A 24,870-nucleotide genomic window follows, 5' to 3' on the forward strand; every position below is an offset into this window, starting at 1 on the left:
CGAAAATTTGTCCTTTCGACGAGGTACGAGGAGAAATCTTCTGCATCAGGACTACAAACGTGCGGGTTCTAACGTAGATTTATCGTTCGTAGAAGATCGCTCCCCGCCTCGGGCTGACAACGGGAAAGATGGCAACGCCTCAACAAAACGTTTGCCATTTCGATACTGATGACGAGCAAGTTTTTGAGAAAAAAACAATATAGTTATGATTTACAGCATTGCTAATCCTATTTTTTGATACGATGTGCCTAATTGATGCTTACCTGCACCGCTTCAGACGGCAAGCCTTCGTTTTTAAGCCTATCGATGGCGGTAATTACATATTTATAACTGGCGCCTTGGGCAGCCGTGGTATCGGTGTAAGACCGCAAGGATTCATCATAACTCACATGAATGATATTCTCCGGGCGGTCCAGGTTAATTTTTTCTTCTTTTTTAAATCGATAGATCACATAGCCATACACCTCTTTTGGCTGCTTAAGGCTGTACGCCCACTTTAAATCAGCCTGATTGTTCAGATACGTGGCATGGAAAACATCCGGTGGCCGCGGGGATGATTCGCCGAGCCAGATCATGAGTGGTGGCAGGGCCGGATATTGATAAAACTCGGTGCGCAGTGAGTCTTGGAAACCGCCTAAATTAGAAGTGAGCGATTTTGAACTAAAAAACACGCTTCCCTGTACCCTCGGATTCTTACGGATTTCGCGCATCTGGTTTGATAGCTGCCGAATATCGCGCCAGCCCTCCTTTTTCTCTATTGCCCGGTATACACCCTGGCCGATGTATACATGCTTATTAAAGGAGTTTTTGCTCCACCAGTCCAGCAGTTTTTCAAATGGTGCCGCTTTATAATAAAAGGGAAAATAAAGTTGGGGGTTGATATAATCAATACCGCTAAATTTGGTCCATTTACGGGCATCTGCATATAAAGAGCTATATCCCGAAAAGCCGGTAGACTCTGAGCCATTCGGGTCGTCTTTCAGGTTTCGCCAAATGCCAAACGGGCTGATCCCAAATTTTACGTAACTTTTAACGGCGTGAATACCGTCGGCCAGCACATGGATCAGGGTATCCACATTGTGTCTTCTCCAGTCGTCAATATTACCAAATCCTTGTCCGTATAACACGTATGTTGTGGTATCGGGCAGTTTTTCTTTTTCAGGGTAAGGATAAAAATAATCGTCGAAGTGGATGCCGTCGATGTCATAATTACGCACCACGTCCACTACCACGCTGATGATGTATTTGCGCACCTCCGGCAAGCCGGGATTAAAATACTTTTTGCTGCCATAGGTAAAAAACCATTCGGGATGAAGGCGTGTAATATGGTTGCTGCTGATATCGGAATCAACCAGATCATTAGCTGCGCGGTAAGGGTTTATCCAGGCATGTAGTTCCATCGCGCGCTTGTGCGCTTCTTCGATGGCAAATTGCAAGGGATCATAAAAAGGCTGGGGTGCTACACCCTGCTTCCCCGAGAGGAAAATACTCCAGGGCTCACGGCTTTGGGCATACAAAGCATCCGCCGCCGGCCTGATCTGGAACATAATGGCGTTGATGCCCGTTTTTTGGTGCTCATTTAAAATACCGATCAACTCCCGCTCCTGCACATCAGCTGGCAAACCACGCTTAGACGGCCAATCAATATTCTGTACCGTAGCCAACCACACGGCCCGGAATTCGCGCTTGGGCGCAGCCAACGGTTGCGCCGAGGCCCTGATCATGCAGCAGGCACATAAAAATAAGAGGATGTACAATCTTGTACTATTCATATCATGTAATTACGTTAAAAAACGCTAATGGAGTTTAGCCCCGGCACTATTATTTGCTCAAGTTGTAGCCTAACATCCAGCCAGACTATTCAACTTGAAACTAAAGGCACTCAAGACTCTGGACTCGAGACTCCGGACTAAAATCAAGGATACAATAAATATTTTTTACGCATCTGCTTAAACTCGCTCAGTTTGGGCTCCCAGCTCCTCCTGATCTCTTCTTCAGTTTTACCGGCAATAATTTGGTCCTTTAAATCGGTAGTTCCGGCCAGTTTATTAAAATCGCCCATTTGCCTGCTCTGCTTAAAATCGAAAAAGCGTTCCTTATACGGGTAGGCCTTGTACATTTCAATCAGCCAGCTTAAATTAATACGCTTGCCTTTAATTAACTTTTGGATATCATAGTTTCGCAAATCAAGGCCATAACAAACCTGGTTTTGCCATAAAGGAGTTTCGCTCATTCCCTTAATTCCAACCGGTGTAAAAGAAAACGAGTACTGCCCTTTTAAGTCAGGATTACCCAATACCGTGAAAGGCATATAGGTACCCCTCCCCTGGCTGATCACGGTACCTTCAAACAAGCATAACGAAGGATACAGTAAAACAGACTGCTGTGTATTTAAATTAGGCGATGGTGGTATTGGCAGTATATAAGGCATGTTATGCTTATAATGGGCTACCGTAATAACTTTCAGCTTACATTTAACACCATTGGCCATCCAGCCTTCGCCGTTAATCATTTGCGCGTACTCTCCTACCGTCATCCCGTGGGCAATAGGCACTGGGTGATAGCCAATGCCCGATTTTAATTTCATATCCAGTACCGGGCCATCAACCATATAACCGTTAGGGTTCGGCCTGTCTAATATCAACACTTCTTTGTTATTTTCGGCGCAGGCTTCCATTACCCGGTGCAGCGTAGCCAGGTAGGTAAAATACCGGGCTCCTACATCCTGCAAATCATAGATCATCAAATCAATATCTGCCAGATCTTTTGCAGCCGGTTTGCTTGTTTTGCCATATAGCGATAATACCGGGATGCCAGTTTTGGGGTCTACACTATCGCCCACATCAGCACCGTTGCTGGCATTGCCCCTAAAACCATGCTCGGGGCCAAATATCTTTACAATGTTAATCCCCAGTGCTTTCAGGCTATCCACACTGGCCTTATTGCCAATGCGCGATGACGGGTTAACCACCATGCCAACGCGCTTGCCTTTAAGGTATGGCAGGTATTTCTCTGTCTGATCGGCACCGCTGACAGTTGCCTTATCGGCAACGGGCTTAATTATGGAATGTGCCTGAGCCGGGTGATGACCTGAACCGTTGGCCAAATTCGCAAAAGCGAGCATCATGATACATAGGATAGTTTTTTTCATGCTTATGATATTACAGCGTTAAGGTATAATGGTTTTCATTTATTAGGACTGGACACTATTTAACAAATAAACAATTACTGTTTTTTATCGATATGAAAGGCATGGTAAATAGCATCGCTTATGCGCTGACTGATATTTAAATCGAACAGTGCCGTAGATGTAACCGGGTTAACACGGTTGGTTAAGAGTATATAAACCAACTTATATTCGGGATCAACCCATACGCGGGTACCGGTATAACCCGTATGCCCAAAGGTGTTTACCGAAGCATAGGCTGATGGATAGGAACTACCGGCACGTTTGCGATCAAACCCGTACCCCCGGCTGCTTACCATGGATTGGCTTGAGGTAAAGGTTTTAACAGTTGCCGGTTTAAAATATCGCTTGCCGCCGTAACTGCCGCCATTCAGTAACATCTGGTAAAAAATAGCCAGATCGGTTGACGAAGCAAATAAACCGGCATGCCCAGACACACCGCCCACCATAGCCGCGCCCGGATCGTGTACGTAGCCTACCAACAGCATATTGCGGTAAAGGGTATCAACCTCGGTGGGGATGATCCTGTCTTTACTGAACCGGTATAGCGGCAAATAGCCCGCGGTTTGCATCCCCAAGGGGCGATAAAAATTTTCCTGAACGTAGTTTTCCAGGTGCTCGTTTGATAACCCTTCCACTATTTCCTTCATAAAGTACATGCTCAAATCGCTGTACACGTATTTACTGGTATCCCTAACCGGCGAGTTGAGCATTTGGGGCCACATCACATCCCTGAAATAATTTTTACGGAAGAAGTAATTCTCCCCGGCCTTTACAGGATAAGCGGCAGAAGAATCGCGACTAAAATCTCCTGGTTTAATGCTTTTAAAAAACGGAATAAACGGAATAAAGCCAGCCTGGTGCAGCATCACCTGCCTCACCTTGATATCCTTTTTATCAGTTTGGCGCACTTTGGGGATATAGTTGCTGATGGTAGAATCGAGATTGAGCTTGCCCTGCTCAACCAGGCGCATTACCGACGGCGTGGTAGCCGTTACTTTGGTAATGGAAGCCAGATCATAAATATCCGTAGTTTTAGTAGGTGCTACCCCGTCATAAGTGTGGTGGCCATAAGCTTTATTAAAAATCACCTTGCCATCCTTCACCACCATAATCACAGCACTTGGTGTAGCCCTTTTGCTGATCGCTTCGGCGGCTATACTATCGATGGGGTTCTCCAACTCGGCAATATTAACGCCAACCTCTTCGGGGACGGTATAACTTAAGCGGGTAACCTGGGTTAAAAAGCCATCGCCTTTGCGATACTTGGCCGAAACATTAACAGGTAGCTTAGCCACAACAGGCATTCCGCCAATAATAGCCTGCGCTACATAATTAGCAGATAATGCAGATTGCTGAGCCGTCCACATAACAGGTACTTTTACATTTTTAAGCTTAGCGAGCATATGGACATCACCAAATGCGGTCACAATGATAGTTTTGCTTTTTAAATTATCGGTGATAAACTGTAGTAGCTTACCGTCATCTAAATCTGTATTATTTACGCTGATGATCAGCGTATTGAAAAATTTAACATCATAGCTCAGATCCGCCAGTGTTGCCGGGGCCAACTGATAGTCTGCCGCCCTAAAGCTTTTTACAGTAGCGTAGTTATTTAATATACTATCAAAAACTGCCGATTCCTTTAACCCAAAGCTGATGCTGGCTATCTTATTTCCGGCCAGATTTAAAATAGGAACTGCACGCTGTTGGTTATTAAGCAACACGGTTGTTTTCTCTATATTTTTTCGCTCGTTAAGCCATTGCTCGTTAATGCTATGCTGTTTTTGGGCATAGGCGCTTAATACAAAAAAATGACAAAGCACTACAGTGTTTAGCAGGTGTTTAACTTTCATTTACTATATATGTGAATTGATTAAGGGGCATATTAAAATTTGGCTCAAGCACTGGAACTGTTACTCCCCGTACACCTTCTGATTTATTTTAAGTGGTTTGCCTTCTATCATGTTTTTTTACAAACAGTTGGTTAAATATATTGAAACAGATTCAAAAAAGACGCAAAATCATGCAATTTATTTAAAAAAAACAGCATAAAGATGCAACGAAACAACAAATATCATTCATTGCGTCATTCAGTCTAAAACGTGTTTTCCCCACAAGCCTTGTTTAAATATATATATCTAAAACCTTCAGCCAAATGCGCCCGTTTAAGTAAATAACAATAGTGCCGCAAAAACTTTTTAATAATCATTCTGGCGTTTACATTGTAATACATTAACTTGTCGTTAACTTAGCGTCCCCCTAATATAAAGTGTTTGAATATGATAATGGAGTTTAAAGAATCATGGAGTCAATTTATTGAGGGCAACCATGATGCTTTACATCTTCTTTATAAGCAGCATTACCTGGGCCTGGTTAATTATGGCATCAAATTAACTGGCGACAGGCAGTATGCCAACGACTGTATTATTGAAATGCTGCTTGGCTTATGGGAAAAGCGCGACAAGCTGCCAGCGGTTGATAATGTGAGAAGTTACTTGCTAACTTGTTTGCGTACGGTTATATTTCAAAAAATGCGATCAGAAAAACTGCGTGAGGCTAAAGAAGGGCATGCACATTCGCTGATCGATCAGCAGGAACTGTCATACGAAGAATATCTGACCAAGTGCCAAACAGACGCGATTATTAAGGCTAAGCTATCCAAAAGCCTCGGTAAATTAACGGAAAGGCAGAAAGAATTATTACAATACAAGTTTTTTGACAATATGGACTATGATGATATCGCTGAAAAATGCAATATCTCTAAGCGAACTGCTTATAATATAGTTTACGATGCCTTAAAATTATTAAAAGAAGACTTAAAACGAAATGGAACCACAAACCCACTCTACTTACTATCAATTATAGCCATTTTTACACTCGCCTTTACCTAATACACACCACATTTAATCCTATTTTTGAAAAATTTTAACAAAATTTAAACTTTTTTGATTTTTTCATAGTAAAAATCTTCCCGCCGAACATCAATAGGTAAATTTTAACAAATGGACTATTCGAAGTTTGATATTGAAGACTTTGTTGCTGATGCTTCGTTCCAAGAGTTTTGCCTTGGGAATAATGATCAATCGGCTAATTTCTGGATGCACTGGTTAGAAGAGCATCCGGAAAAAAGGACGATAGTTCAAAATGCGAAAGCCCTTTATTATACCTTGAATGGGAACATTACGGATGAAAGTTTCCGTGCCGATTATAAAAGCTTTAAAAAAGCAACCGATCATTTAAACCCTGATCTTTCTTCCCCATTCATTACTGAGTTTAAAACTACTGAGAAAAGATCAAACCGAACGTTTTTAATCAGCTTAAGCGGCATAGCTGCCTCATTATTAATTGTATTTGGTGTGTACAGGTTTAGAAGTCGTGTAGAAAAAACCACAACTTCGGTTACACAACTTTTATACGTTAGCCCTTTAGGAAAAAAAAAATCTTTTAAGTTAGCCGACGGAACCAAGGTTATTCTGAATGGCGGCAGCACGTTAAAAGTAGCAAAGAATTTCAATATTGATAGCCGGGATGTACAACTTGAGGGTGAAGGTTATTTTGATGTGGTACATAATTCAACTAAAACATTTACGGTGCATACCGGCAAAATCAATGTGAAGGACATCGGCACCATATTCAATGTTAAAGCTTATTCAACAGATAAAACAACCGAAGCTTCGTTAATTAAGGGCTCTATTGAAATTACAGTAAACAACCTGTCAAAAAGCAAAGTTCTGCTCACTCCCAATAAAAAGTTTGTTTTGTTTAATAAACGCGACCTGAGTAAAACAAACGAAGTAACGGCAACTAAAAAACTTTTCGCAGTAAGTGCTATCACCAATAACACGATCAGCAATAGCATTGTTGAAACCGATTGGACTCAAAATAAGCTCACTTTTTTTGATCAGCCTTTTGACGAAATAGCCCCCCAGATGGAAAGATGGTATGGTGTAAAGATCAATATTATTAATCCGCAGGTAAAGGGTGGCCGCTTTACAGGCACTTTTGACCATGAGGATATTATCCAGGTACTTAACGCTCTTAAGCTGTCCGGAAACTTTAACTACAGGAAGGAGGGCGATGCAATAAGTATTTACTAACCCTTTATAAAAAAAGGGAAATACTAACGTATTTCCCCCGAGATAAAATCCTTAAAGAAGACAGGTTAATCAATTGGCGTTGTCGCCTGCTCTTCTAATCATTAAATTTTTAAATCATTGTAAAATTATGCAAAAAAGCACAAAAAATGGTGCCCTTTTTTCCCATTCCCCTATTGGTAAATTTTTGATTATTATGAAATTAATTTTCACACTGATTGTTGTAGGTTGCCTGTCGGTTTCAGCCAGTGTACGTTCGCAAGATGTACGTATGTCGCTGAATGTTAAGGATGCCGCAATTAGCAAAGTGATTAAAGCGATAGAAAAAAGCACACCCTATAAATTTGTTTATAATAACAATTTATTCCCGGCAGACACCAAGGTAGATGTAGTGGCAAACAACATCAGCGTTGCCAACATATTAAATTCTGTTTTACAAAATACAGGCTTTACCTACCAGGTACTCAACAATAACCTCATCGTTTTAACAAAATCGGACAAGATATCCCAGGTGCAGCGCATCAGCGGTATAGTTACCGATCAAAATGATCTTCCACTACCCGGTGTTACCGTAAGGCTTAAGCTCGATAAAAATTCAAGTACTGCTACTGATATCAATGGGCACTTTCATATCGATGTGAACAATCCTAAGGATATGATGATCTTTAATTTTATCGGATATAACACACTGGAATTACCCATCCCCCAAGGCGGAAATATCCGTGTTAAAATGGTACAGGCGACCAACACTTTAAACGAAGTGCAATATATTGGCTACGGTACCACAACTAAACGTGCCAATACCGGAGCTGTAAGTTCAATTACCGCCGTAGATTTAGGTAAAGAAACCGTAACCAACCCTTTAACCGCTTTGCAGGGCCGGATAGCCGGTATGCAAATTACCCAGGATAATGGTTTGCCAGGCGCTGGTGTAAGGGTAAATATAAGGGGGGCCGGTAGCGCCTCCACAGGAGGATTAAGCTATTATACAGGTTTTGCACCTTTATATATTATTGATGGCGTACCCTTTACTTTAGTAAATGCAAGTTCTCCCCCTTCTGATAACCTCAATGCCGCCGGTACCAGCGGCGCAAGTGGTGCTATCAGCCCTTTTAGCATTATAAATCCAGAAGATATCGATCGTATCGATGTGTTGAAAGATGCCGATGCCACTGCAATTTATGGTTCGCGGGGTGCAAATGGAGTAGTATTAATCACGACGAAAAAAGGCACTAAAGGCCGAACTGTTGTTAATGTAAATGCCTATCAAGGTATTGAAAAGGTAGGCCACTTTTTAGATATGATGAATACTCAACAGTATTTAGCCATGCGGAAAGAAGCCTTTGCCAATGCTGGTGTTACGCCAACGGCTTCAAATGCTTTAGATTTAACCGTATGGGATCAGAATGCATATACCGACTGGCAAAAATACTTTATCGGTGGAACTTCAAACCTAACCAATGCTACAGCAACGGTTTCTGGTGGCAGCGCACAAAATACTTTTCTATTTAGCTCAACCTATCGTAAAGAAGGCACCGTTTTTCCGGGGGATTATAGCGCCAGTACTTATTCAAGCAGATTAAATGCCGGCCACAAAAGCGAGAACAATCGATTCAATATCGACCTATCGGTTAGTTATACTTACATGAACAATAATTTGCCCAATACTGACCTTTCTACACTATATTCGCTGCCGCCTAATTACCCACTGTATAATGCTAATGGCTCTGCCAACTGGACTTTAACCAATCCTCTATCTTATTTTTTAAAACAGTACGCGGCACAAACTGCCAATTTACTCAGCAATTTAAATTTGGGCTATACTGTTTTACCTGGATTAAAGCTTAAGGCCAATTTAGGGTATACCTTAACCACAATACACCAAACAAATACTAACCCCGCCAGTTCGCAAAATCCGGCAACAGCAAACTCTGCAACAACAAGTAGCCTTATATATACCAATAACGCAACCAACAACTTTATTGTTGAACCGCAAGCCGAATATCAAAAAGTTTTAGGTAAAGGCAATTTAAACTTGGTTGTAGGAACAACTTTTCAACATACAAAATCAGATGGTCTTTATTTAACCGGAACGGGTTTTAACACCGAGGCGCTTATTAATTCAATATTTGCGGCAAGTTCCATTACATCATCAAATTATAACAATTATTCTGAGTATAATTATAATGCTTTTTTTGGCAGGCTCAATTATACCTGGAACGAGAAATATATCGTCGATGGTACTTTCAGACGTGATGGATCTTCAAAGTTCGGCCCGGCGCACCGATTTGGTAATTTCGGGGCGCTTGGTGCAGCCTGGATATTTACGCAAGAAAGCTTTTTAAAACCGCTGGACTTTTTAAGCTTTGGTAAACTGCGCGCCAGCTACGGTACAACAGGCAACGATCAAATTCCATCCTATCAATACATCGCAACAGATAGGGTAGTGAGCGGAACATCTACCTATCAGGGTAATACCATATTGGTTCAAAGCAATATAGCTAATCCCGACTTACATTGGGAAACTACCAAAAAATTTGATGCCGCTCTTGAATTAGGGTTCTTAAAAGATCGTATTTTATTAAAGACGGATTTTTACCGCAACCGAACCAGCGGTTTACTAACCTACCAAACGCTACCGGCTCAAACAACTTACAACAGCGTTGTAACAAACTTGCCTGCTGTAGTACAAAACCAGGGATGGGAATTTGAATTAAACACGATCAATATTGTAAAAAAAGATTTAAGATGGACCTCGTCGATTAATTTAACTTTTAACCGTAGTAAGTTAATTTCATATCCAAATCTGGCTACATCATCTTATAGCAGTTCATATTTTATCGGAATGCCCCTGGATCTGACTATGCTGTACCATTTTACCGGTGTTAACCCTCAAACAGGTTTACCAACATTCCAGACAGCAAACGGCACACCTAATTACAGTACTGATAGAATACCTGCTCCTTATGGCCACCCTTATTATGGCGGCATCAGCAATACAATTACTTATAAAAGTTTTCAGTTAGATTTTACTTTCCAGTTTAACCATCGTAACGGATTTTTGAACAACACCTTAACGGGCAACTACAGTCCGTATGGCTATACCTATGCCAATCAAAGCGTAGCTGTTTTAAACAGGTGGAGAAATCCAGGAGATGTTTCGCCTTTGCCAATGGCCAGCGTGACTCCAAATTCACTATATAGCACATTAGCATCTTCAGACTATAACTGGGGCGATGCTTCATATATCAAGTTCAAAACCTTGAGCTTGTCTTATTCGCTGCCTAAACAATGGGTTAAACATATCGGCATGTCGTCTGTATCAGTGTACGGACAGGGGCAAAATTTATTAACATGGGCAAAACAAAAATATACTTATGACCCCGAAACCACATTGCCTGGTACGGGTGTAGCTTTAGGCACAGGTAATTACATTGCCTTCCCTCAGTTGCGCACAATGGTTTTAGGTCTTAACTGTTCATTTTAATATTAACCAATCATGAAATTGAAATATATCATAGTAAAAAAGCGTATACTGTCAGTCATTTTATTGGTAAGCTTCGCTTTCGCATCTTGCGAAAAGTTTGTAGCTACCGATATAGCACCCACGTTGGTTGTAGTTGACGATATTTATAAAACAGATGGTAGCGCTACAGCCGCTGTTTTGGCCATGTATTCCTATTCAAACACAACAGCGTTGTTGGGATATAGCAGCTATTTAGGCGGACTTGATGCGGATGAATTACAATATACCGGCTCAACCGCTACTTTATTGGAATTTGCAGCCTCAAATGTAAGCTCAGCAAACAGCACATCCGAAAGTTATCTGTGGACTTATCCATACTATATTATAGGCCAGGCCAACCTGGCCATAGATGGTTTAACAAAATCAACCACAATAACAACTGCTCTTAAAAACCAACTACTTGGCGAAGCCAAGTTTTTCAGGGCATTTGCTTTTTTTCATCTTGTAAATTATTTTGGCGGAGTGCCTTTATCGTTAAGTGCAACACAAATTGATAATGCTTATTTACCGAGAGCAACAGCAGATGCAGTTTGGGCACAAATTATAGTTGATTTAAAAGATGCCCAGGCTTTATTGCCGACAGCATACGCCGGAACAATCGCACAAAAGGCACGCGTAAATAAATGGGCTGCCACCGCATTCCTTGCCCGCGTCTATCTGTACAACAAAGATTATATTAATGCCGAAGCGCAAGCTACACAGGTAATCAGTTCCGGGACCTATAGTTTGGATGCCCTAAGCAACGTATTTATCAATACCAGTAACGAAACGATATTGCAGTTTAACACTATTTATGGTTATTCTACATTCGGTCCAAACTATCGTACTACATCATCTGCAGCTAACGTGCAGCCGCCTGTTCTTGTACTATATCCAACTTTCACCAAATCGTTTGAAGCCGGGGATAACCGCAAAACCAACTGGGTAGATTCAACAACCTTTAATGCAATAAAATATTATCGCATCAATAAATACAAACTTCTAACCGGTGTCGCAACTAACCCCGGTAACGAATTTAACGTAGTTTTACGCCTGGCCGAGCAATACTTAATCCGTGCCGAGGCAAGGGCGCAGCAGCTTAATATATCAGGCGCTCAGGCAGATTTAAACATGGTGCGTAACCGGGCAGGCTTGGCTAATACAACGGCCGCCACACAAGGCCCGCTTTTAACCGCTATTGCCGCTGAAAGGAAAGTTGAGCTATTTGGCGAACTTGGGCACCGCTGGTTCGATTTAAAACGTACAGGCCAGGCAGATGCCGTGATTGGCGCATTAAAGCCAACCACCTGGAAATCAACCGCCGTTTTACTGCCTATCCCCTACAACCAGATCATCCTGAATAAAAACCTGACACAAAATCCAGGTTATAGTAATTAATTTAAATAGCTTATTAATCTGTTTAACAACCAGCATTCCGTATGGTATTTAACTGTAAAAGGATGCTGGTTGTTATTTTAATTAAACTCGGCAAAACGCATCCAATTTAAAACTATCCTATTGAAAACAAACATCATCTTACTGGCCATTTTAGCAAGTGCTTCTGTAGCCCTTTCCTCGTTTCAATACCAGCCTCCCGGTTTTAAAATCACCGGAAAAATTACCGGCTTAACAGATGGTAAAGTATACCTGGAACATACCCTAAATAAACAGACTTTTACCGACTCGACTTTGGCAAAAAATGGCACGTTTGTTTTTGAAGGCACTACAGCTGAACCTTTGCTTTATACTGTTAAAATAGGTAACAGGCAGCAAAAGGTATTTTTTGTTGAGAATGCCAATATCACTCTTACCGGCAGTAAAGATTCGTTGTACAAAGCTTCCGTAAGGGGCTCAAAAACGCAAGACGAGTACATGGATTTTTATGACGTTGCCTGGAAACCAATCACAGCCAAAGCTGGAGATATTTATCGCAGGTTGGCTATTGCAAACCAAAATGGCAAAATCAAGCTCGATTCGGCAAGCCATAAACCTTTTGATGATGAATTTGCGGCATTGGATCAATTGAACCAAACTATAGTAAGCCAATATGTGGCATCCCACACGCATTCCGTAGCGGCAGCAGTGGTTATCCAGGACAGGTTTATCAACTTTCCTAATTACGATGTAGCCGCCAAGCTATTTACCTTATTAACCGACAATGTAAAAAACTCGTATTACGGTAAAGAAGTAAAAGCCCGGTTAGACTTGGCCTCCAAAACAGCTGTCGGAAAAATGGCACCCCAATTTGTCATGAACGACACCACGGGCAAGGCCGTTAAATTATCCGACTATAAAGGCCAATATGTATTGATTGATTTTTGGGCAAGCTGGTGCGGACCCTGCCGTGCAGAAAACCCTAACGTGGTTAAGGTATACCAAAAATACCATGCTAAAGGTTTAGAGATCATTGGCGTATCGCTGGATGGCAAAAAGGAGGCCTGGCTCAAAGCCATTCATGCCGATAAGCTCACCTGGCAGCATGTATCTGATTTAAAGGGATGGCAAAATGCGGTTGCTTTGCAATATGGCATATCGGCCGTGCCACAAAACTTTTTGCTGGATAAGGAAGGTAAAATTATAGCCACCAATTTACGCGGTAAAGATCTGGAAGTTAAAATGGCCCAGGTTTTAGCAGCCAATTAACCGTTTAAAACTAAGCAAACCATGAGCAATAAAAAAGCATTGATCATAGCAGGAAGCATCTTCTTTTTATCGGTAGCATTTCATCATCAGTCGGTTGCGCAATTGGCCACGCCTGCTGACAGTACGAAAAAGTACCTGAATAGATTAGTGGCATCAGGCTCTCCATCTGATAAGATAGCTTTAAACCAACAGTTACAGCAATTAGCGGCAAGTAACAACGAAGCCGATATGATTTTGGCCGCCAATTACTATTACCGTTTAAAAAACGCGAGAGCTGCGGATTCCATCAGCAAAGAACAAGTAAGAAAATTTCCGGAAGGAATGCAAGCCCGGAATTTAGATCAACAAGCTATTTACAACGAAAAAGGTGCAGCCAATATGGAGATGGCTTACCAAAAATGGATTAAAAAGTTTCCGCCTCAAAAGTTCCCTTCTCTTCCTTTAGGAGAAGACAGGGTAATTTATGATTATGCACGGAGCAGCATTGCCGTTGCTTATGCTAAGGAAAAAAACACGCCCAAAGCTATTTATTATGCTGGTTTACTGGAAGCTGATTTTTGGAAAGGCAATGGTTACAGCGGCTTAGCAGAGGTGTTTTATAAAAATGGCGATTTGGCTAATGCAGATATCTTCGTAAAAAAAGCATTGGAAAGCGCAGCCACTTTTACCGATGGCAAAAAAGGCGATAGCAACGCAGCTAAATTTGCGGCATCGGGCTATCCGAATTTGTGCAGTACCTATGCTAAAATTTTGTATGATGAGAAGAAATATGCCGAATCATTAAAATACCTTGAAATGGCCGTTAAAAGTAGCGCGGAACCAAGTCCAGACATTAATTTCAGATACGCCCAAACCTTAATGGCGCTTAACCGCAACCAGGAAGCTTTTGATAAAATGGATGCAGCCGTAAAATCGGGCAAGGCAAACCAGGAGATGTCGGACCTGTTTAAAACCTTATACATTAAGGTAAAGGGCAGCGACACCGGTTTTGGAGCTTATGAAGCCGCAATAAAAAAGGGTATCACCGAAAACCTGCAAAAAAAACTGAACAAGGAAATGGTAGACGAACCAGCAGCCCAGTTCACCTTAACCGACCTGAAAGGTAACCAAGTATCCTTAGCCGATTTAAAGGGCAAAGTTGTAGTGCTCGATTTTTGGGCCACCTGGTGCGGCCCCTGCAAAGCATCCTTCCCGGCCATGCAAATGGCAGTTAACAAATACCAGAACGACCCCAAGGTAAAGTTTTTATTTATTCATACCTGGGAAAAATCAGCCACGCCGGTTGATGATGCCAAAGCTTTCATTGCAAGCATGAAATATAATTTTGATGTATTGATGGACCTGAAAGATCCTGAAACCAAAGAAAACAAGGTGGTAAGCAGCTACAAAGTATACGGCATACCGGCCAAGTTTGTAATTGATACCAACGGCAAAATCCGTTTTAAACTAACCGGTTTCGACGGTAGTAAGGAAGCCGCCGTTGAAGAGGTTTCCATGATGATAGAGATGGCCAAAAGCAAATCTTAAATATTATAAATTAAAACGTGTTGATCGACTTGTAAACTGACGCGGCCCAAGCCGTTAGTTTACAAATCGGTTAAACGATCTCCAGTATTTATCCTTATAAACTTTATAACCCAAGTTGAGCAGGCCTGCATATTTTTGTTTTAAAGCATACATAACTTTTGATGATTTTCTAAAATCATTACACGCTATGTAAATTTCTCTGGCATTATCTGCCGTTTGCCTGCCTATATTTAAATAGGCATCTGCATCATTAAGCTGCGCCAAAATATCATCTTCTATATCATCCAAAAGCCGATACGTTTCATTATCCGGCATTCCATTGTTGTTTTCGCCATTATACTTAATTTCAACATCCAGTATCCACGGATGGGATGCCTTGCCCTCCCACCCCAATAACCCTATATTAATAATGGCCAACATCGGGGCGCCGTTACTTAATTTTGCTTCTAATGCTGCAAAGCTATCGTTAGCCGGGTTGTATTGGAGGTCCCCGTATTTCTCAACAAATTCTTTTTCGCGCCAAATTAAATAAGGTTTCAGTTTTTCAATAGGTATCAACTCTTTTTCGGCCTGCTCTTTTCCTATCACGGCTATAGCATCAATGGTGGTAACAAAATTCAACTCTCCCAAAAAGTTATCTAAAAATATCAGGCTCCCGTTAATTATGGTATTTTCATCTGCCTCATTAAAATCGGCATGGATAACCTTGATGTCAATTTCATCCGGGCAATCCGGAATATCATCAGCATAAAAAAACAGATTCTCCGCAGTGAAGGAGTAGTTGGCCATTGTTATACTCACATTCTTAATATCCAAGGCCGGCTTTAGGGCTGTAAACATCCAACCGGTTATTGGTGGTGCCGCATTTACAAGTTCTTCTGCAAAAACAATATTCGTTATAACACCGTCGGCTGTTAAAACCAATTCGGCTGTTTGCGCGTCGGCCATGCCTGCTAAAAAAAAGAACCCGCTTTTCAATTGATTCAGTTTGACCTATAGCTGATCAAAAAAATCGGCTTCAATGTTTTTATGCTCTTTTACAGCCTTAAAAAACAACTGTTCGTTCTTTTTAAACCAGTTCCAAAAATCTTCGTTCGATTTAACTGGCTGTTCCTTTTTTCCGAATAAGTTTTTAAGCAGACTCATCAATTTTTCTATTTTTCGATAAATATAGGCGTTAACATCAAATTAAAAAATCAGCTTTCCATCCAGCAATGCATCTACCGGTAATCTCATGCATTGTTCTATTATCGTCCGCCTCCTATATACCAATCAAAAAAATCTCATTTATAAAAATATCATAAAAAAACACACCATCTGTTATCTTTTTTACCTCAAATAGGTTATGTTTATAAAATAAAACGCGGTTTATGTCAATAAAAGTAGCCATTCGTCATTACACCAGTTATAAATATAGCCGGCATATTAAGCTTTCTCCTCAAGTTATCCGTTTACGCCCTGCGGCTCATTCGCGTACCCTGATAAAGGGCTACTCTTTAAAAATATCACCTGAAAATCACTTCATCAACTGGCAGCAGGATCCTTTTGGCAACTACCTTGCCCGTATTGTTTTCCCCGACCCGGTAAATGAGTTTATTGTTGATGTAGAGGTAATTGCCGATATGGTGGTGATTAATCCCTTCGATTTTTTTGTTGAAGATTACGCCAAAGATTACCCCTTTACTTACGAGGAAGCCTTACAAAAAAACCTGGTTCCGTACCTTGAAATCACCGAAAGCGGGCCGTTGTTAAAGCAGCTGATTGATAAGGCACACGATCTGCTTAAAACCACTCCGGTTACGCTCGATTTTTTAGTCGCCCTTAACCAGATGCTCTACAGGGAGATCTCATACAACGTGAGGATGGAACCCGGCATACAAAGCTGCGAAGATACGCTGACGTTAAAATCAGGTTCGTGCCGTGATGTAGCCTGGCTGTTTGTGCAATTGCTTCGGCATTTTAACATGGCTGCCCGCTTTGCATCGGGCTACCTGGTGCAGTTAAAGCCCGATATTAAGTCGCTCTTCGGTGCATCAGGCCCCGAAGAGGACTTTACAGATTTACATGCCTGGGCCGAGGTTTATCTGCCCGGCGCAGGATGGGTAGGCCTTGATGCTACATCGGGCTTGTTTGCCGGCGAAGGGCATATCCCTTTAGCCTGCACGCCCGATCCGCAAAGCGCCGCTCCTATCAGCGGCATGGCCGAGGCCTGCGAAACCGAATTTGAATTTAAAAACACCATTACCCGCGTTGAAGAAAAACCCCGTGTAACCAAACCATTTTCGGACAAGCAATGGGACGATATTATGGCCCTTGGCGATCAGGTTGACGAGGAGTTTGAGGCCAATAATGTGCGTTTAACCATGGGTGGCGAACCCACCTTTGTAGCTATAGATAATAACGAAGCACCGGAATGGAATTCTGCAGCCGATGGCGAACATAAGCGCCGCTTATCTAACATCCTGTTCCATAAACTTAAAAACGAATATGGCAAAGGAGCGTTAATGCAATATGGCCAGGGTAAGTGGTACCCCGGCGAGCCTCTCCCCCGCTGGAAACTGGCCTGCTACTGGCGCAAAGATGATATCCCCTTATGGAACAATGATACGCTGATGGCCGATCTGTCTAAAGATTATGGCCTTACCGCCCGGGATGCCGAAAGATTTATGCAAGCCTTTACTCAGGAGTTGCACATCGATCCGGGGTATATTACGGCAACTTATGAAGACCCTTTTTACTTTTTGTGGGAAGAAAGCAAAACGCCTATCAATGTTGATCCGCTTAAGGTAGACCTCAAATCGCCATTAGAACGCCAAAAACTGGCCGAATTGCTCAACAATGGCCTTAACGAACCAGTAGGCTATGTTGTGCCCATTAAATGGGATTTTGAGCGGAGCAACTGGCAGAGCTGTAAATGGTCGTTCAGGCGGAATAACCTGTTTCTGGTTCCCGGCAATTCGCCGGTGGGCTTACGCTTGCCGCTGGATTCGATACAATATTTTAATCCGGAAGAGCAGGAAACCCTACCCGAGCACAGCTTGTTTGCCGATGTGGAAGCTTTACCCAACGCCAACCGGTATATCCCCGAAGCAGGCCCTGATTTTAACAACAGCCCGATAATATTCAAAACGGCCCTGGTGGTTGAGGTTAGGCAAGGCAAATTGTTTATCTTTTTCCCGCCGACCAGCTATTTTGAGCATTACTTATACCTGGTGAATGCGGTAGAACGCACAGCCGAAAAGCTGAACGTGCCGGTATTGATAGAAGGGTATGATCCTCCGTCGGACAACCGGGTTACCAAGATGATGATCACCCCAGATCCGGGCGTCATTGAGGTAAATATTCATCCGGCATCGAGCTGGCGCGAACTGGCCGAAAATTACGACATCCTCTACAAAAAAGCAGCGGAATCAAAACTGGCTACCGAAAAATTCAACGTTGACGGTCGCCATACCGGTACCGGTGGCGGCAACCACGTTACCCTTGGCGGCCTTACACCTGCCGATAGCCCGTTGCTGCGCCGCCCGGATATTTTGCGCAGCTTTATTACTTTTTGGCAACACCATCCCAGCCTGTCGTACCTTTTCAGTACGCAGTTTATTGGACCAACCAGCCAGGCGCCCCGGGTTGACGAGGGCCGGGTAGAAAACCTATACGAGTTGGAGATCGCCTTTCAGCAAATTCCGGACGGAGGAGAAAACGAAGTTCCGTTTTGGCTGGTCGACAGGATCTTCCGCCATTTTTTAACCGATATCACCGGCAACACGCATCGTTCCGAGTTTTGTATCGATAAGCTCTACTCGCCCGATTCATCAAGCGGACGCTTGGGGATACTGGAGTTCAGGGGTTTTGATATGCCACCGCATTACCGCATGAGCATGGTTCAATTCCTGCTGATCCGCACCCTACTGGCCTGGTTCTGGAAAACCCCGTACAACCACAAACTGGTACGCTGGGGCACCGAACTGCATGATCGCTTTTTACTGCCACACTATTGCCATAAGGACATGACCGAGGTGGTAAACAGCCTTCGCGATGCCGGGTATGGCTTTGATATATCCTGGTTCGAGCCGTTTTTCAGCTTCCGTTTCCCATTTTTAGGGCAGTTGCAGGTTGATGATATCAATATAGAAATCAGGATGGCTATTGAGCCCTGGCATGTACTGGGCGAAGAAATGTCGAGCACTGGCACAGCCCGCTTTGTTGATTCCTCGCTTGAGCGTGTGCAGGTTAAGGTATCCGGATTAACGGATTCGCGCTATACCTTTTTGTGCAACGGAATTAAAATCCCGCTGGTAAGCACCGGCATACAGGGCGAATACATTGCCGGTGTACGTTACCGGGCCTGGCAGCCACCATCGGCACTACACCCTACTATAGGAGTGGATACCCCGTTAGTGTTCGATTTGTTTGATACCTGGACACAAAAATCAGTAGCGGCTTGCCAGTACCATGTATCGCACCCGGGCGGCCGCAGCTACGATACCTATCCGGTAAACAGCTACGAAGCCGAGTCGCGCATTATTTCACGTTTTTTTGATTTTGGCCATTCTATTGGTTTGGTTGAACCTACAATTAATCAGGCAACTGCCGGAGGGCGCTTCATTACAAAAATGAATATACTGCCAAAGTATACCATCACTAACGAAGTGATTAACCCCGATTACCCCTATACCATGGATTTAAGGCGATATAAAAATGCGAAAAATTTGTAGCGAAAAAATGCGAGATTTGACAAATGATTGAAACCTACTTGCGGCAAAGTAGCAATACCGCTAAACCTTTTTTTGATGAACTGGTGACGCCCGACGGATTGGTTAGGGACCACTGGAAAAAGCTGGCTCATGCGTATGTTGAGCTCGGCCTCGAAAAAATGGAGCAACGCAGCAAGGAGATAGGTCAGGAATTGCGCGAAAACGGGGTTACCTACAACGTTTACAGTGATCCTGAAGGCATCAATCGCCCCTGGAAGCTTGACCCTGTGCCTATGGTATTTAGCCAACAGGAATGGGAGAACATTGAGCGTGGGCTGGTGCAGCGTGCCGAACTGCTAAACCTCATCCTGACGGATATTTATGGTGAGCGCAAACTAATTAAAGAGGGACTTATCCCTTTAGAGTTAGTGTTTACGCATAAAGGTTTTTTGCGGCAAGCCGATAAGGTAAAAATACCGGGCAAGTTTCAACTGATCCAGTACTCGGCCGACCTGGTTAGGGGCCCAATGGGCAAGATGTGGGTACTGCATGACCGTACCGACGCACCATCCGGCGCTGGCTATACCCTGGAGAACAGGGCCGCCATGACGCGGGTTTTCCCGGATTTGATCCGCGAGAACCAGGTGCGCAAAATTTCATCTTATTATCAAACCTTAAAAAATACCCTTAACAAACTCGCCCTTCAAAATAAAGAAAACCCGAGGATCGTGCTCTTGTCGCCGGGAACCGCCAACGAAACCTATTTTGAACACGCTTACCTGGCATCATCCTTAGGCTTTACGCTTGCCTTAGGGCAGGATTTAACTGTGAGCGACGGCTACGTATGGCTTAAAACCCTGCGCGGGCTTGAGAAAGTTGATGTGATTGTACGAAGGGTTGATGATATATTTTGTGATCCGCTTGAATTTCTGGGCGACTCGCACCTGGGCGTTGTAGGGCTGATGGAGGCCGTTCGGCAAAAAAAAGTAACTATTATTAATCCGCTGGGCTGCCGTATTTTAGAAAATCCAGGCTTGATGGCTTTTTTGCCACGGCTTTGCAAACACTTATTAAACGAGGAACTGATTTTACCATCGGTAGCAACCTGGTGGTGCGGCCAGGAAAAGGAAAAACAATATGTACTTGATAACCTGCCGCTTCTAATTACCCGGTCAATTTACCGGAGTAACGAAAACGCGCCTTACATTGGTAACGAGCTTGATAGCAAACAGCTGGAAGCGCTCCGTAAAGAAATTAACACACGTCCTTACCTTTACGTGGCGCAAGAAGTAGTCAGTTTTAGTACCACACCATCATTAATTGATGATAAGCTGGAGGCTTGTAATGCCATCTTCAGGAGTTACCTGGTAGCAGATATTGAAAAACAGCAATATCACGTGATGCCAGGCGGTTTATCCAGGAGTTTCCCGGCAAAGGGCGAGTTTATTATATCAAATCAATCGGGCGGCATCAGTAAAGATACCTGGGTATTAGGCCCGCAGCCGTTGGATAGCCAGGCTAAATCATCGCCCAATCAGCCTATTTTGCGACAGGTAAAAAACGTTTTGCCGAGCAGAACCGGCGAAAGCCTGTTTTGGTTAGGCCGGTATCTTGAAAGGGCCGTTAGTAACGTGAGGATGATGCGCATTGTACTTAAAATTTACAATGAGCGGGATGACGAGATCCACCCGGAAACCAACCAGTCGCTGGTAATACTGCTTAAAAGCTTAAGCGCCTTAACGGGCACGCTTCCGGGTTTTGCAGAGCCGGACGAAAAAAAATTACGACAACCCGAAGAGGAACTACGATCATTAGCCGTAGATGCCGACCGGCCGGGCACACTTGCACAGTCGCTCCAATCCTTTTTAACCAACGGCTATGCCGTGCGCGACCGTTTAAGCTTAGATACCTGGCGGATATTGGATAGCATATCCGAGGAGCTTGAGCTGATGAAGCAAAACGGCAACGACCTCAGGAAAATTTATCATAACCTGGATCAGTTTATTATTAAGCTGATGGCTTTTGTAGGCCTCAACAATGATAACATGACGAGGGCGTCCAGCTGGCGCCTGCTTAATATCGGCAGGTTTTTGGAGTCGGCAATAAACACCTGTACCATTTTACAGGCCGCTTTAGGTAAAAATGTAAAACCTGATGTTGAAAAACAACTGATGGAATTGGTGCTGATGTGTCATGAGAGTTTGGTTACCTACCGCTACCTGTACCGCTCAACATTACAGTTGCCGGGGGTATTAAATTTGTTGCTGGTTAATGAGGACAATCCCAAATCGGTAGGTTTTTTAATAGCCGAAATTGATGAGCACCTCACCCACTTGCCCAATAATTACACCGAAGGTGGCTTAAGCCCGGCACACAAAAAACTGCTGGAAGCCTTAACCATGATCAGGCTTTGCGATATCAATAAACTGGTTGCCTCGGGCGCTATAAATGATCCAGGCAAAAAAGCGCTGAACCATTTTTTGCACCATTTAATTGATTTGCTCAACCAGGCATCAACCATCATTTTTGAAAGCTATTTTAGCCCGGCGCAAAGCCAGTACAGTTTTGTAAAAAGTAATAGTACCCTCCAGGAATTATGAAAGCTACTTATCTAAATTCAGACCGGCATAATTTTGATTGGACATTTAACCGGCAGCCAGGCGCATGAAATATCGCATCACCCATATTACCCGTTACGAATATCAATTACCTGCATCTCTATGCCATAACGTGGTTTACCAGGTGCCCGTTAACCACAGCTTTCAGCAGGTGGAACGTGTAAATTATCAAATTGACCCGCAGCCACATTACCTGGTAACGCGTGAAGATTTTTTCAACAATAAATTCATTTACTTTTCGGTAGAAGAGTTTCACCGCAAATTAAGTGTGGAAATTGTAAGTGAGGTAAACATTACCGAACCTGTATGGATGCATGCTGCACCAAAAGACACTCCAGCCTGGGAGAGCGTTGTTAAATGGTTGCAAAGTACCGAGGCGGATATTGATATCAGGCAATTTTGCCTTGAATCGGCCCATGTGGTACTCATACCTGGTATAAAGGATTACGCGCTAAAATCATTTACACCGGGCAGGCCCATCATGGAGGCCATGCTCGACCTCACTTCGCGCATTTTCAACGATTTTGATTTCACCCCTGGTTTTACCGACATCAGCACGCAACTTGAATACGTTTTTTTAAACAGGAAAGGCGTTTGCCAGGATTTTGCACACTTTGCACTGGCCTGCCTACGTGCCATAGGCTTATCTGCCCGTTACGTAAGCGGTTATATCGAAACCTTGCCGCCACCTGGCAAAGCCAAGCTATTCGGCTCCGACGCATCACACGCCTGGGTGGCCTTATATATACCAGGCATCGGCTGGACAGAGTTTGACGCCACCAACAACCTCTTAGTAAACGATTCGCACATCCGCACTGCCGTAGGACGCGATTTTGCCGATATTACCCCGCTAAAGGGCATTGTTTATAGTGGCGCAGGGCAAAAGATGTATGTTAACGTTGATGTTAAAAGGCTGCCGTAGCAGCCTTTTAACCCTCAAACAGCCGCTTTCTCGGTTTTATTTGCAGCGTGCGATTTTGATCTGTTTACCTTTGATGCAAAACACACCTGGTGTATAAAACTAAGCTTTTCAACCACCTTGGGTTGAATTACAAAGGGATACAAATCATGATTGCCCATGCTGCGGTTCATGCTGTTCATGGCATAAGTTAAGGGCAGCCACAAATCAAGCAGATCCTTAAAATTTTGATGCTGATACGGGTCGGTATCGATAACCGCTTTAGCATTATTGTTTTTGCTTGCTATGCGCGGCGCCACCTGCATGCCGAAGGCGTTGGCCGTTTCGAGCGTATCCATAATGTGCATGTAATGAGCCCAGGTTTCGGCCCAGTCTTCCCAGGGATGTGAGCTTGCATAAGCGCTGATGAAATTTAAATTCCAATCGGCTGGTGCACCTTCGTTATAATTACGTTGCAGGGCAAGGCTGTAATCTTCGCGCTCATCGCCAAACAACTGCCTGAAACCTTCAATAAAAGGTCCTTCGGCCACTAACCTATCCCAATAATAATGACCAATCTCGTGCCTGAAATGGCCCAAGAGCGTCCGGTAAGCTTCGTTCATTTGCTTGCGCGATAATTCGCGTTTATCATCCTCTGCTTCGTTAAGGTTAAGCGTAATTAAACCGTTTTCGTGCCCGGTTAAAACCGTCTGCGCAGCCGGGTCCTCTGTCAGGAAATCAAAACTCAGCCCCTTTTCAACATCTTGTATTTTACTAACCAAGGGTAGCTTAAGTTGCAGCAAGCTATAAACCAGGCGGTGCTTTGCAAACTCAACCTGCCGCCATTGGCGCTGGTGCTCGGGGTTTGACAGATCTGGTATAATATGGTTAAGCTCGCAAGCCAGGCAATAATCTTTAGCCTCATCGGCAGGTATCAACCAGTTACAAACATCAAATCCATGATTTTTGCAATACTTAAACTCCTTTTTTTTACCCCCTAAAAAACCACCAAGCAAAGGCGCTTTGGCGGCATTTAAAGTATAAAAACCGCTGTTGGCATTATCTAAAGTAGCGAGATTCAAGTCGCCGGCAATAAAGCCCAACGAGTGCTTGCAGCATTCGCACACGCTGTTTTCAAAGTATAATAGTTGACCGCAATTGGTACATTTAAATAATTTCATAATCGTTTTTTAAGGCGTTAATGATATCAAAACCTTTCGATTAACAGATTTTGGCCGCCCATGTTTCAGAAGATGAAAAAATTAATTACAAGTTAATTTGGAGATGCCAGCCACAAAGATAACCGGAAAAAAATAGGGATGACGTTTGAACCTTATAGAGATTACCAAGCGCAGATAGGAAAAGCGGGCAAAGGCCCCGACTGCACGCCGGGCCGGGTTTGGCCTTGCGGGCGAAAGGACCGGGCAGTCGGGGCCCTTCCCGCGGCAACTGAGCGAGCCGATGTTCTAAATTAAGAATACTGATTTTCGGGATAAAAAACAAAACCGATCATAATCAACAACTTAAGCAATAGAAATAATAAGCCGAATCAAAAAACCTCCTACAGAGGGCCATGCCGCACGTCCTTCGACAGGCTCAGGATGACCGCTTTCGCGCAAAAAAATTCGTCATGTTAAGTAACAGATCTGGCCAACCGGAAAAAAACAAGAATGACGTTTGGACTATAGATTATCAAGATAG

Annotated in this window: 15 protein-coding genes; 9 read left to right on the top strand and 6 right to left on the bottom strand. The window is 43.3% G+C overall.

Annotation, left to right across the window (positions count from 1 at the left end; translation table 11 throughout):
- Positions 1 to 248 precede the first annotated feature (248 nt).
- From MUCPA_RS01535 to MUCPA_RS01545, 3 genes are all read right to left on the bottom strand, one after another.
- Positions 249 to 1,772 (bottom strand): glycoside hydrolase family 10 protein, encoded by a 1,524-nt coding sequence (locus MUCPA_RS01535; RefSeq protein WP_008504054.1) that lies wholly within the window; start codon positions 1,770 to 1,772, stop codon positions 249 to 251.
- A gap of 143 nt (positions 1,773 to 1,915) precedes the next feature.
- Complete coding sequence (locus tag MUCPA_RS01540; protein WP_008504055.1) at positions 1,916 to 3,151, bottom strand: exo-beta-N-acetylmuramidase NamZ family protein; 1,236 nt, start codon at positions 3,149 to 3,151, stop codon at positions 1,916 to 1,918.
- A 74-nt stretch (positions 3,152 to 3,225) separates the two neighbouring features.
- Complete coding sequence (locus MUCPA_RS01545) at positions 3,226 to 5,043, bottom strand: serine hydrolase domain-containing protein (protein WP_008504056.1); 1,818 nt, start codon at positions 5,041 to 5,043, stop codon at positions 3,226 to 3,228.
- A gap of 432 nt (positions 5,044 to 5,475) precedes the next feature.
- Between MUCPA_RS01545 and MUCPA_RS01550 the strand changes: the two genes are divergently transcribed.
- From MUCPA_RS01550 to MUCPA_RS35535, 6 genes are all read left to right on the top strand, one after another.
- The gene (locus MUCPA_RS01550) at positions 5,476 to 6,081 is read left to right on the top strand and encodes an RNA polymerase sigma factor (RefSeq protein WP_050982002.1); all 606 of its coding nucleotides are present in this window, start codon (positions 5,476 to 5,478) and stop codon (positions 6,079 to 6,081) included.
- Positions 6,082 to 6,192: 111 nt separating this feature from the next.
- On the top strand, positions 6,193 to 7,287 hold the full coding sequence (locus MUCPA_RS01555; RefSeq protein WP_008504058.1) for a FecR family protein: 1,095 nt from the start codon (positions 6,193 to 6,195) through the stop codon (positions 7,285 to 7,287).
- A 193-nt stretch (positions 7,288 to 7,480) separates the two neighbouring features.
- Positions 7,481 to 10,771 carry a SusC/RagA family TonB-linked outer membrane protein gene (locus tag MUCPA_RS01560; protein ID WP_157543789.1) on the top strand — a complete coding sequence of 1,097 codons (3,291 nt, stop codon included), beginning with the start codon at positions 7,481 to 7,483 and terminating at the stop codon, positions 10,769 to 10,771.
- Between the two features lie 12 nt (positions 10,772 to 10,783).
- Positions 10,784 to 12,187 carry a RagB/SusD family nutrient uptake outer membrane protein gene (locus MUCPA_RS01565; RefSeq protein WP_008504060.1) on the top strand — a complete coding sequence of 468 codons (1,404 nt, stop codon included), beginning with the start codon at positions 10,784 to 10,786 and terminating at the stop codon, positions 12,185 to 12,187.
- A gap of 120 nt (positions 12,188 to 12,307) precedes the next feature.
- On the top strand, positions 12,308 to 13,432 hold the full coding sequence (locus tag MUCPA_RS01570; protein WP_008504061.1) for a TlpA disulfide reductase family protein: 1,125 nt from the start codon (positions 12,308 to 12,310) through the stop codon (positions 13,430 to 13,432).
- A gap of 21 nt (positions 13,433 to 13,453) precedes the next feature.
- Positions 13,454 to 14,959: a TlpA disulfide reductase family protein gene (locus MUCPA_RS35535; protein WP_008504062.1), complete on the top strand. Its 1,506-nt coding sequence runs from the start codon at positions 13,454 to 13,456 to the stop codon at positions 14,957 to 14,959.
- 54 nt (positions 14,960 to 15,013) lie between these two features.
- On the opposite strand, the gene MUCPA_RS01580 is transcribed toward MUCPA_RS35535, so the two are convergent.
- Both MUCPA_RS01580 and MUCPA_RS38745 read right to left on the bottom strand, forming a co-directional pair.
- Complete coding sequence (locus tag MUCPA_RS01580) at positions 15,014 to 15,937, bottom strand: DUF695 domain-containing protein (RefSeq protein ID WP_008504063.1); 924 nt, start codon at positions 15,935 to 15,937, stop codon at positions 15,014 to 15,016.
- Positions 15,938 to 15,952: 15 nt separating this feature from the next.
- Positions 15,953 to 16,105, bottom strand: a complete 153-nt coding sequence (locus tag MUCPA_RS38745) for a hypothetical protein (RefSeq protein ID WP_008504064.1) — start codon at positions 16,103 to 16,105, stop codon at positions 15,953 to 15,955.
- Between the two features lie 224 nt (positions 16,106 to 16,329).
- On the opposite strand from MUCPA_RS38745, the gene MUCPA_RS01585 reads away from it, so the two are divergent.
- From MUCPA_RS01585 to MUCPA_RS01595, 3 genes are all read left to right on the top strand, one after another.
- Complete coding sequence (locus tag MUCPA_RS01585) at positions 16,330 to 19,674, top strand: transglutaminase family protein (RefSeq protein ID WP_008504065.1); 3,345 nt, start codon at positions 16,330 to 16,332, stop codon at positions 19,672 to 19,674.
- 23 nt (positions 19,675 to 19,697) lie between these two features.
- Complete coding sequence (locus MUCPA_RS01590) at positions 19,698 to 22,253, top strand: circularly permuted type 2 ATP-grasp protein (RefSeq protein WP_008504066.1); 2,556 nt, start codon at positions 19,698 to 19,700, stop codon at positions 22,251 to 22,253.
- A 64-nt stretch (positions 22,254 to 22,317) separates the two neighbouring features.
- Entirely contained in the window at positions 22,318 to 23,193 is an 876-nt protein-coding gene (locus tag MUCPA_RS01595; RefSeq protein ID WP_008504067.1) for a transglutaminase family protein, read from the top strand.
- A gap of 14 nt (positions 23,194 to 23,207) precedes the next feature.
- On the opposite strand, the gene MUCPA_RS01600 is transcribed toward MUCPA_RS01595, so the two are convergent.
- Positions 23,208 to 24,350 (bottom strand): zinc-binding metallopeptidase family protein, encoded by a 1,143-nt coding sequence (locus MUCPA_RS01600; RefSeq protein ID WP_008504068.1) that lies wholly within the window; start codon positions 24,348 to 24,350, stop codon positions 23,208 to 23,210.
- Positions 24,351 to 24,870 lie beyond the last annotated feature (520 nt).

It is taken from the genome of Mucilaginibacter paludis DSM 18603, assembly GCF_000166195.2.
Taxonomy (GTDB): Bacteria; Bacteroidota; Bacteroidia; order Sphingobacteriales; family Sphingobacteriaceae; genus Mucilaginibacter; species Mucilaginibacter paludis.

Bases quoted from the DNA above. Each gene is read 5' to 3' on its own strand.
- MUCPA_RS01535 (WP_008504054.1), bottom strand. From the start codon at position 1,772: ATGAATAGTACAAGATTGTACATCCTCTTATTTTTATGTGCCTGCTGC.
- MUCPA_RS01555 (WP_008504058.1), top strand. From the start codon at position 6,193: ATGGACTATTCGAAGTTTGATATTGAAGACTTTGTTGCTGATGCTTCG.
- MUCPA_RS01560 (WP_157543789.1), top strand. From the start codon at position 7,481: ATGAAATTAATTTTCACACTGATTGTTGTAGGTTGCCTGTCGGTTTCA.
- MUCPA_RS35535 (WP_008504062.1), top strand. From the start codon at position 13,454: ATGAGCAATAAAAAAGCATTGATCATAGCAGGAAGCATCTTCTTTTTA.
- MUCPA_RS01565 (WP_008504060.1), top strand. From the start codon at position 10,784: ATGAAATTGAAATATATCATAGTAAAAAAGCGTATACTGTCAGTCATT.
- MUCPA_RS01600 (WP_008504068.1), bottom strand. From the start codon at position 24,350: ATGAAATTATTTAAATGTACCAATTGCGGTCAACTATTATACTTTGAA.
- MUCPA_RS01590 (WP_008504066.1), top strand. From the start codon at position 19,698: ATGATTGAAACCTACTTGCGGCAAAGTAGCAATACCGCTAAACCTTTT.
- MUCPA_RS01595 (WP_008504067.1), top strand. From the start codon at position 22,318: ATGAAATATCGCATCACCCATATTACCCGTTACGAATATCAATTACCT.
- MUCPA_RS01550 (WP_050982002.1), top strand. From the start codon at position 5,476: ATGGAGTTTAAAGAATCATGGAGTCAATTTATTGAGGGCAACCATGAT.
- MUCPA_RS01585 (WP_008504065.1), top strand. From the start codon at position 16,330: ATGTCAATAAAAGTAGCCATTCGTCATTACACCAGTTATAAATATAGC.
- MUCPA_RS01545 (WP_008504056.1), bottom strand. From the start codon at position 5,043: ATGAAAGTTAAACACCTGCTAAACACTGTAGTGCTTTGTCATTTTTTT.
- MUCPA_RS01540 (WP_008504055.1), bottom strand. From the start codon at position 3,151: ATGAAAAAAACTATCCTATGTATCATGATGCTCGCTTTTGCGAATTTG.
- MUCPA_RS38745 (WP_008504064.1), bottom strand. From the start codon at position 16,105: ATGAGTCTGCTTAAAAACTTATTCGGAAAAAAGGAACAGCCAGTTAAA.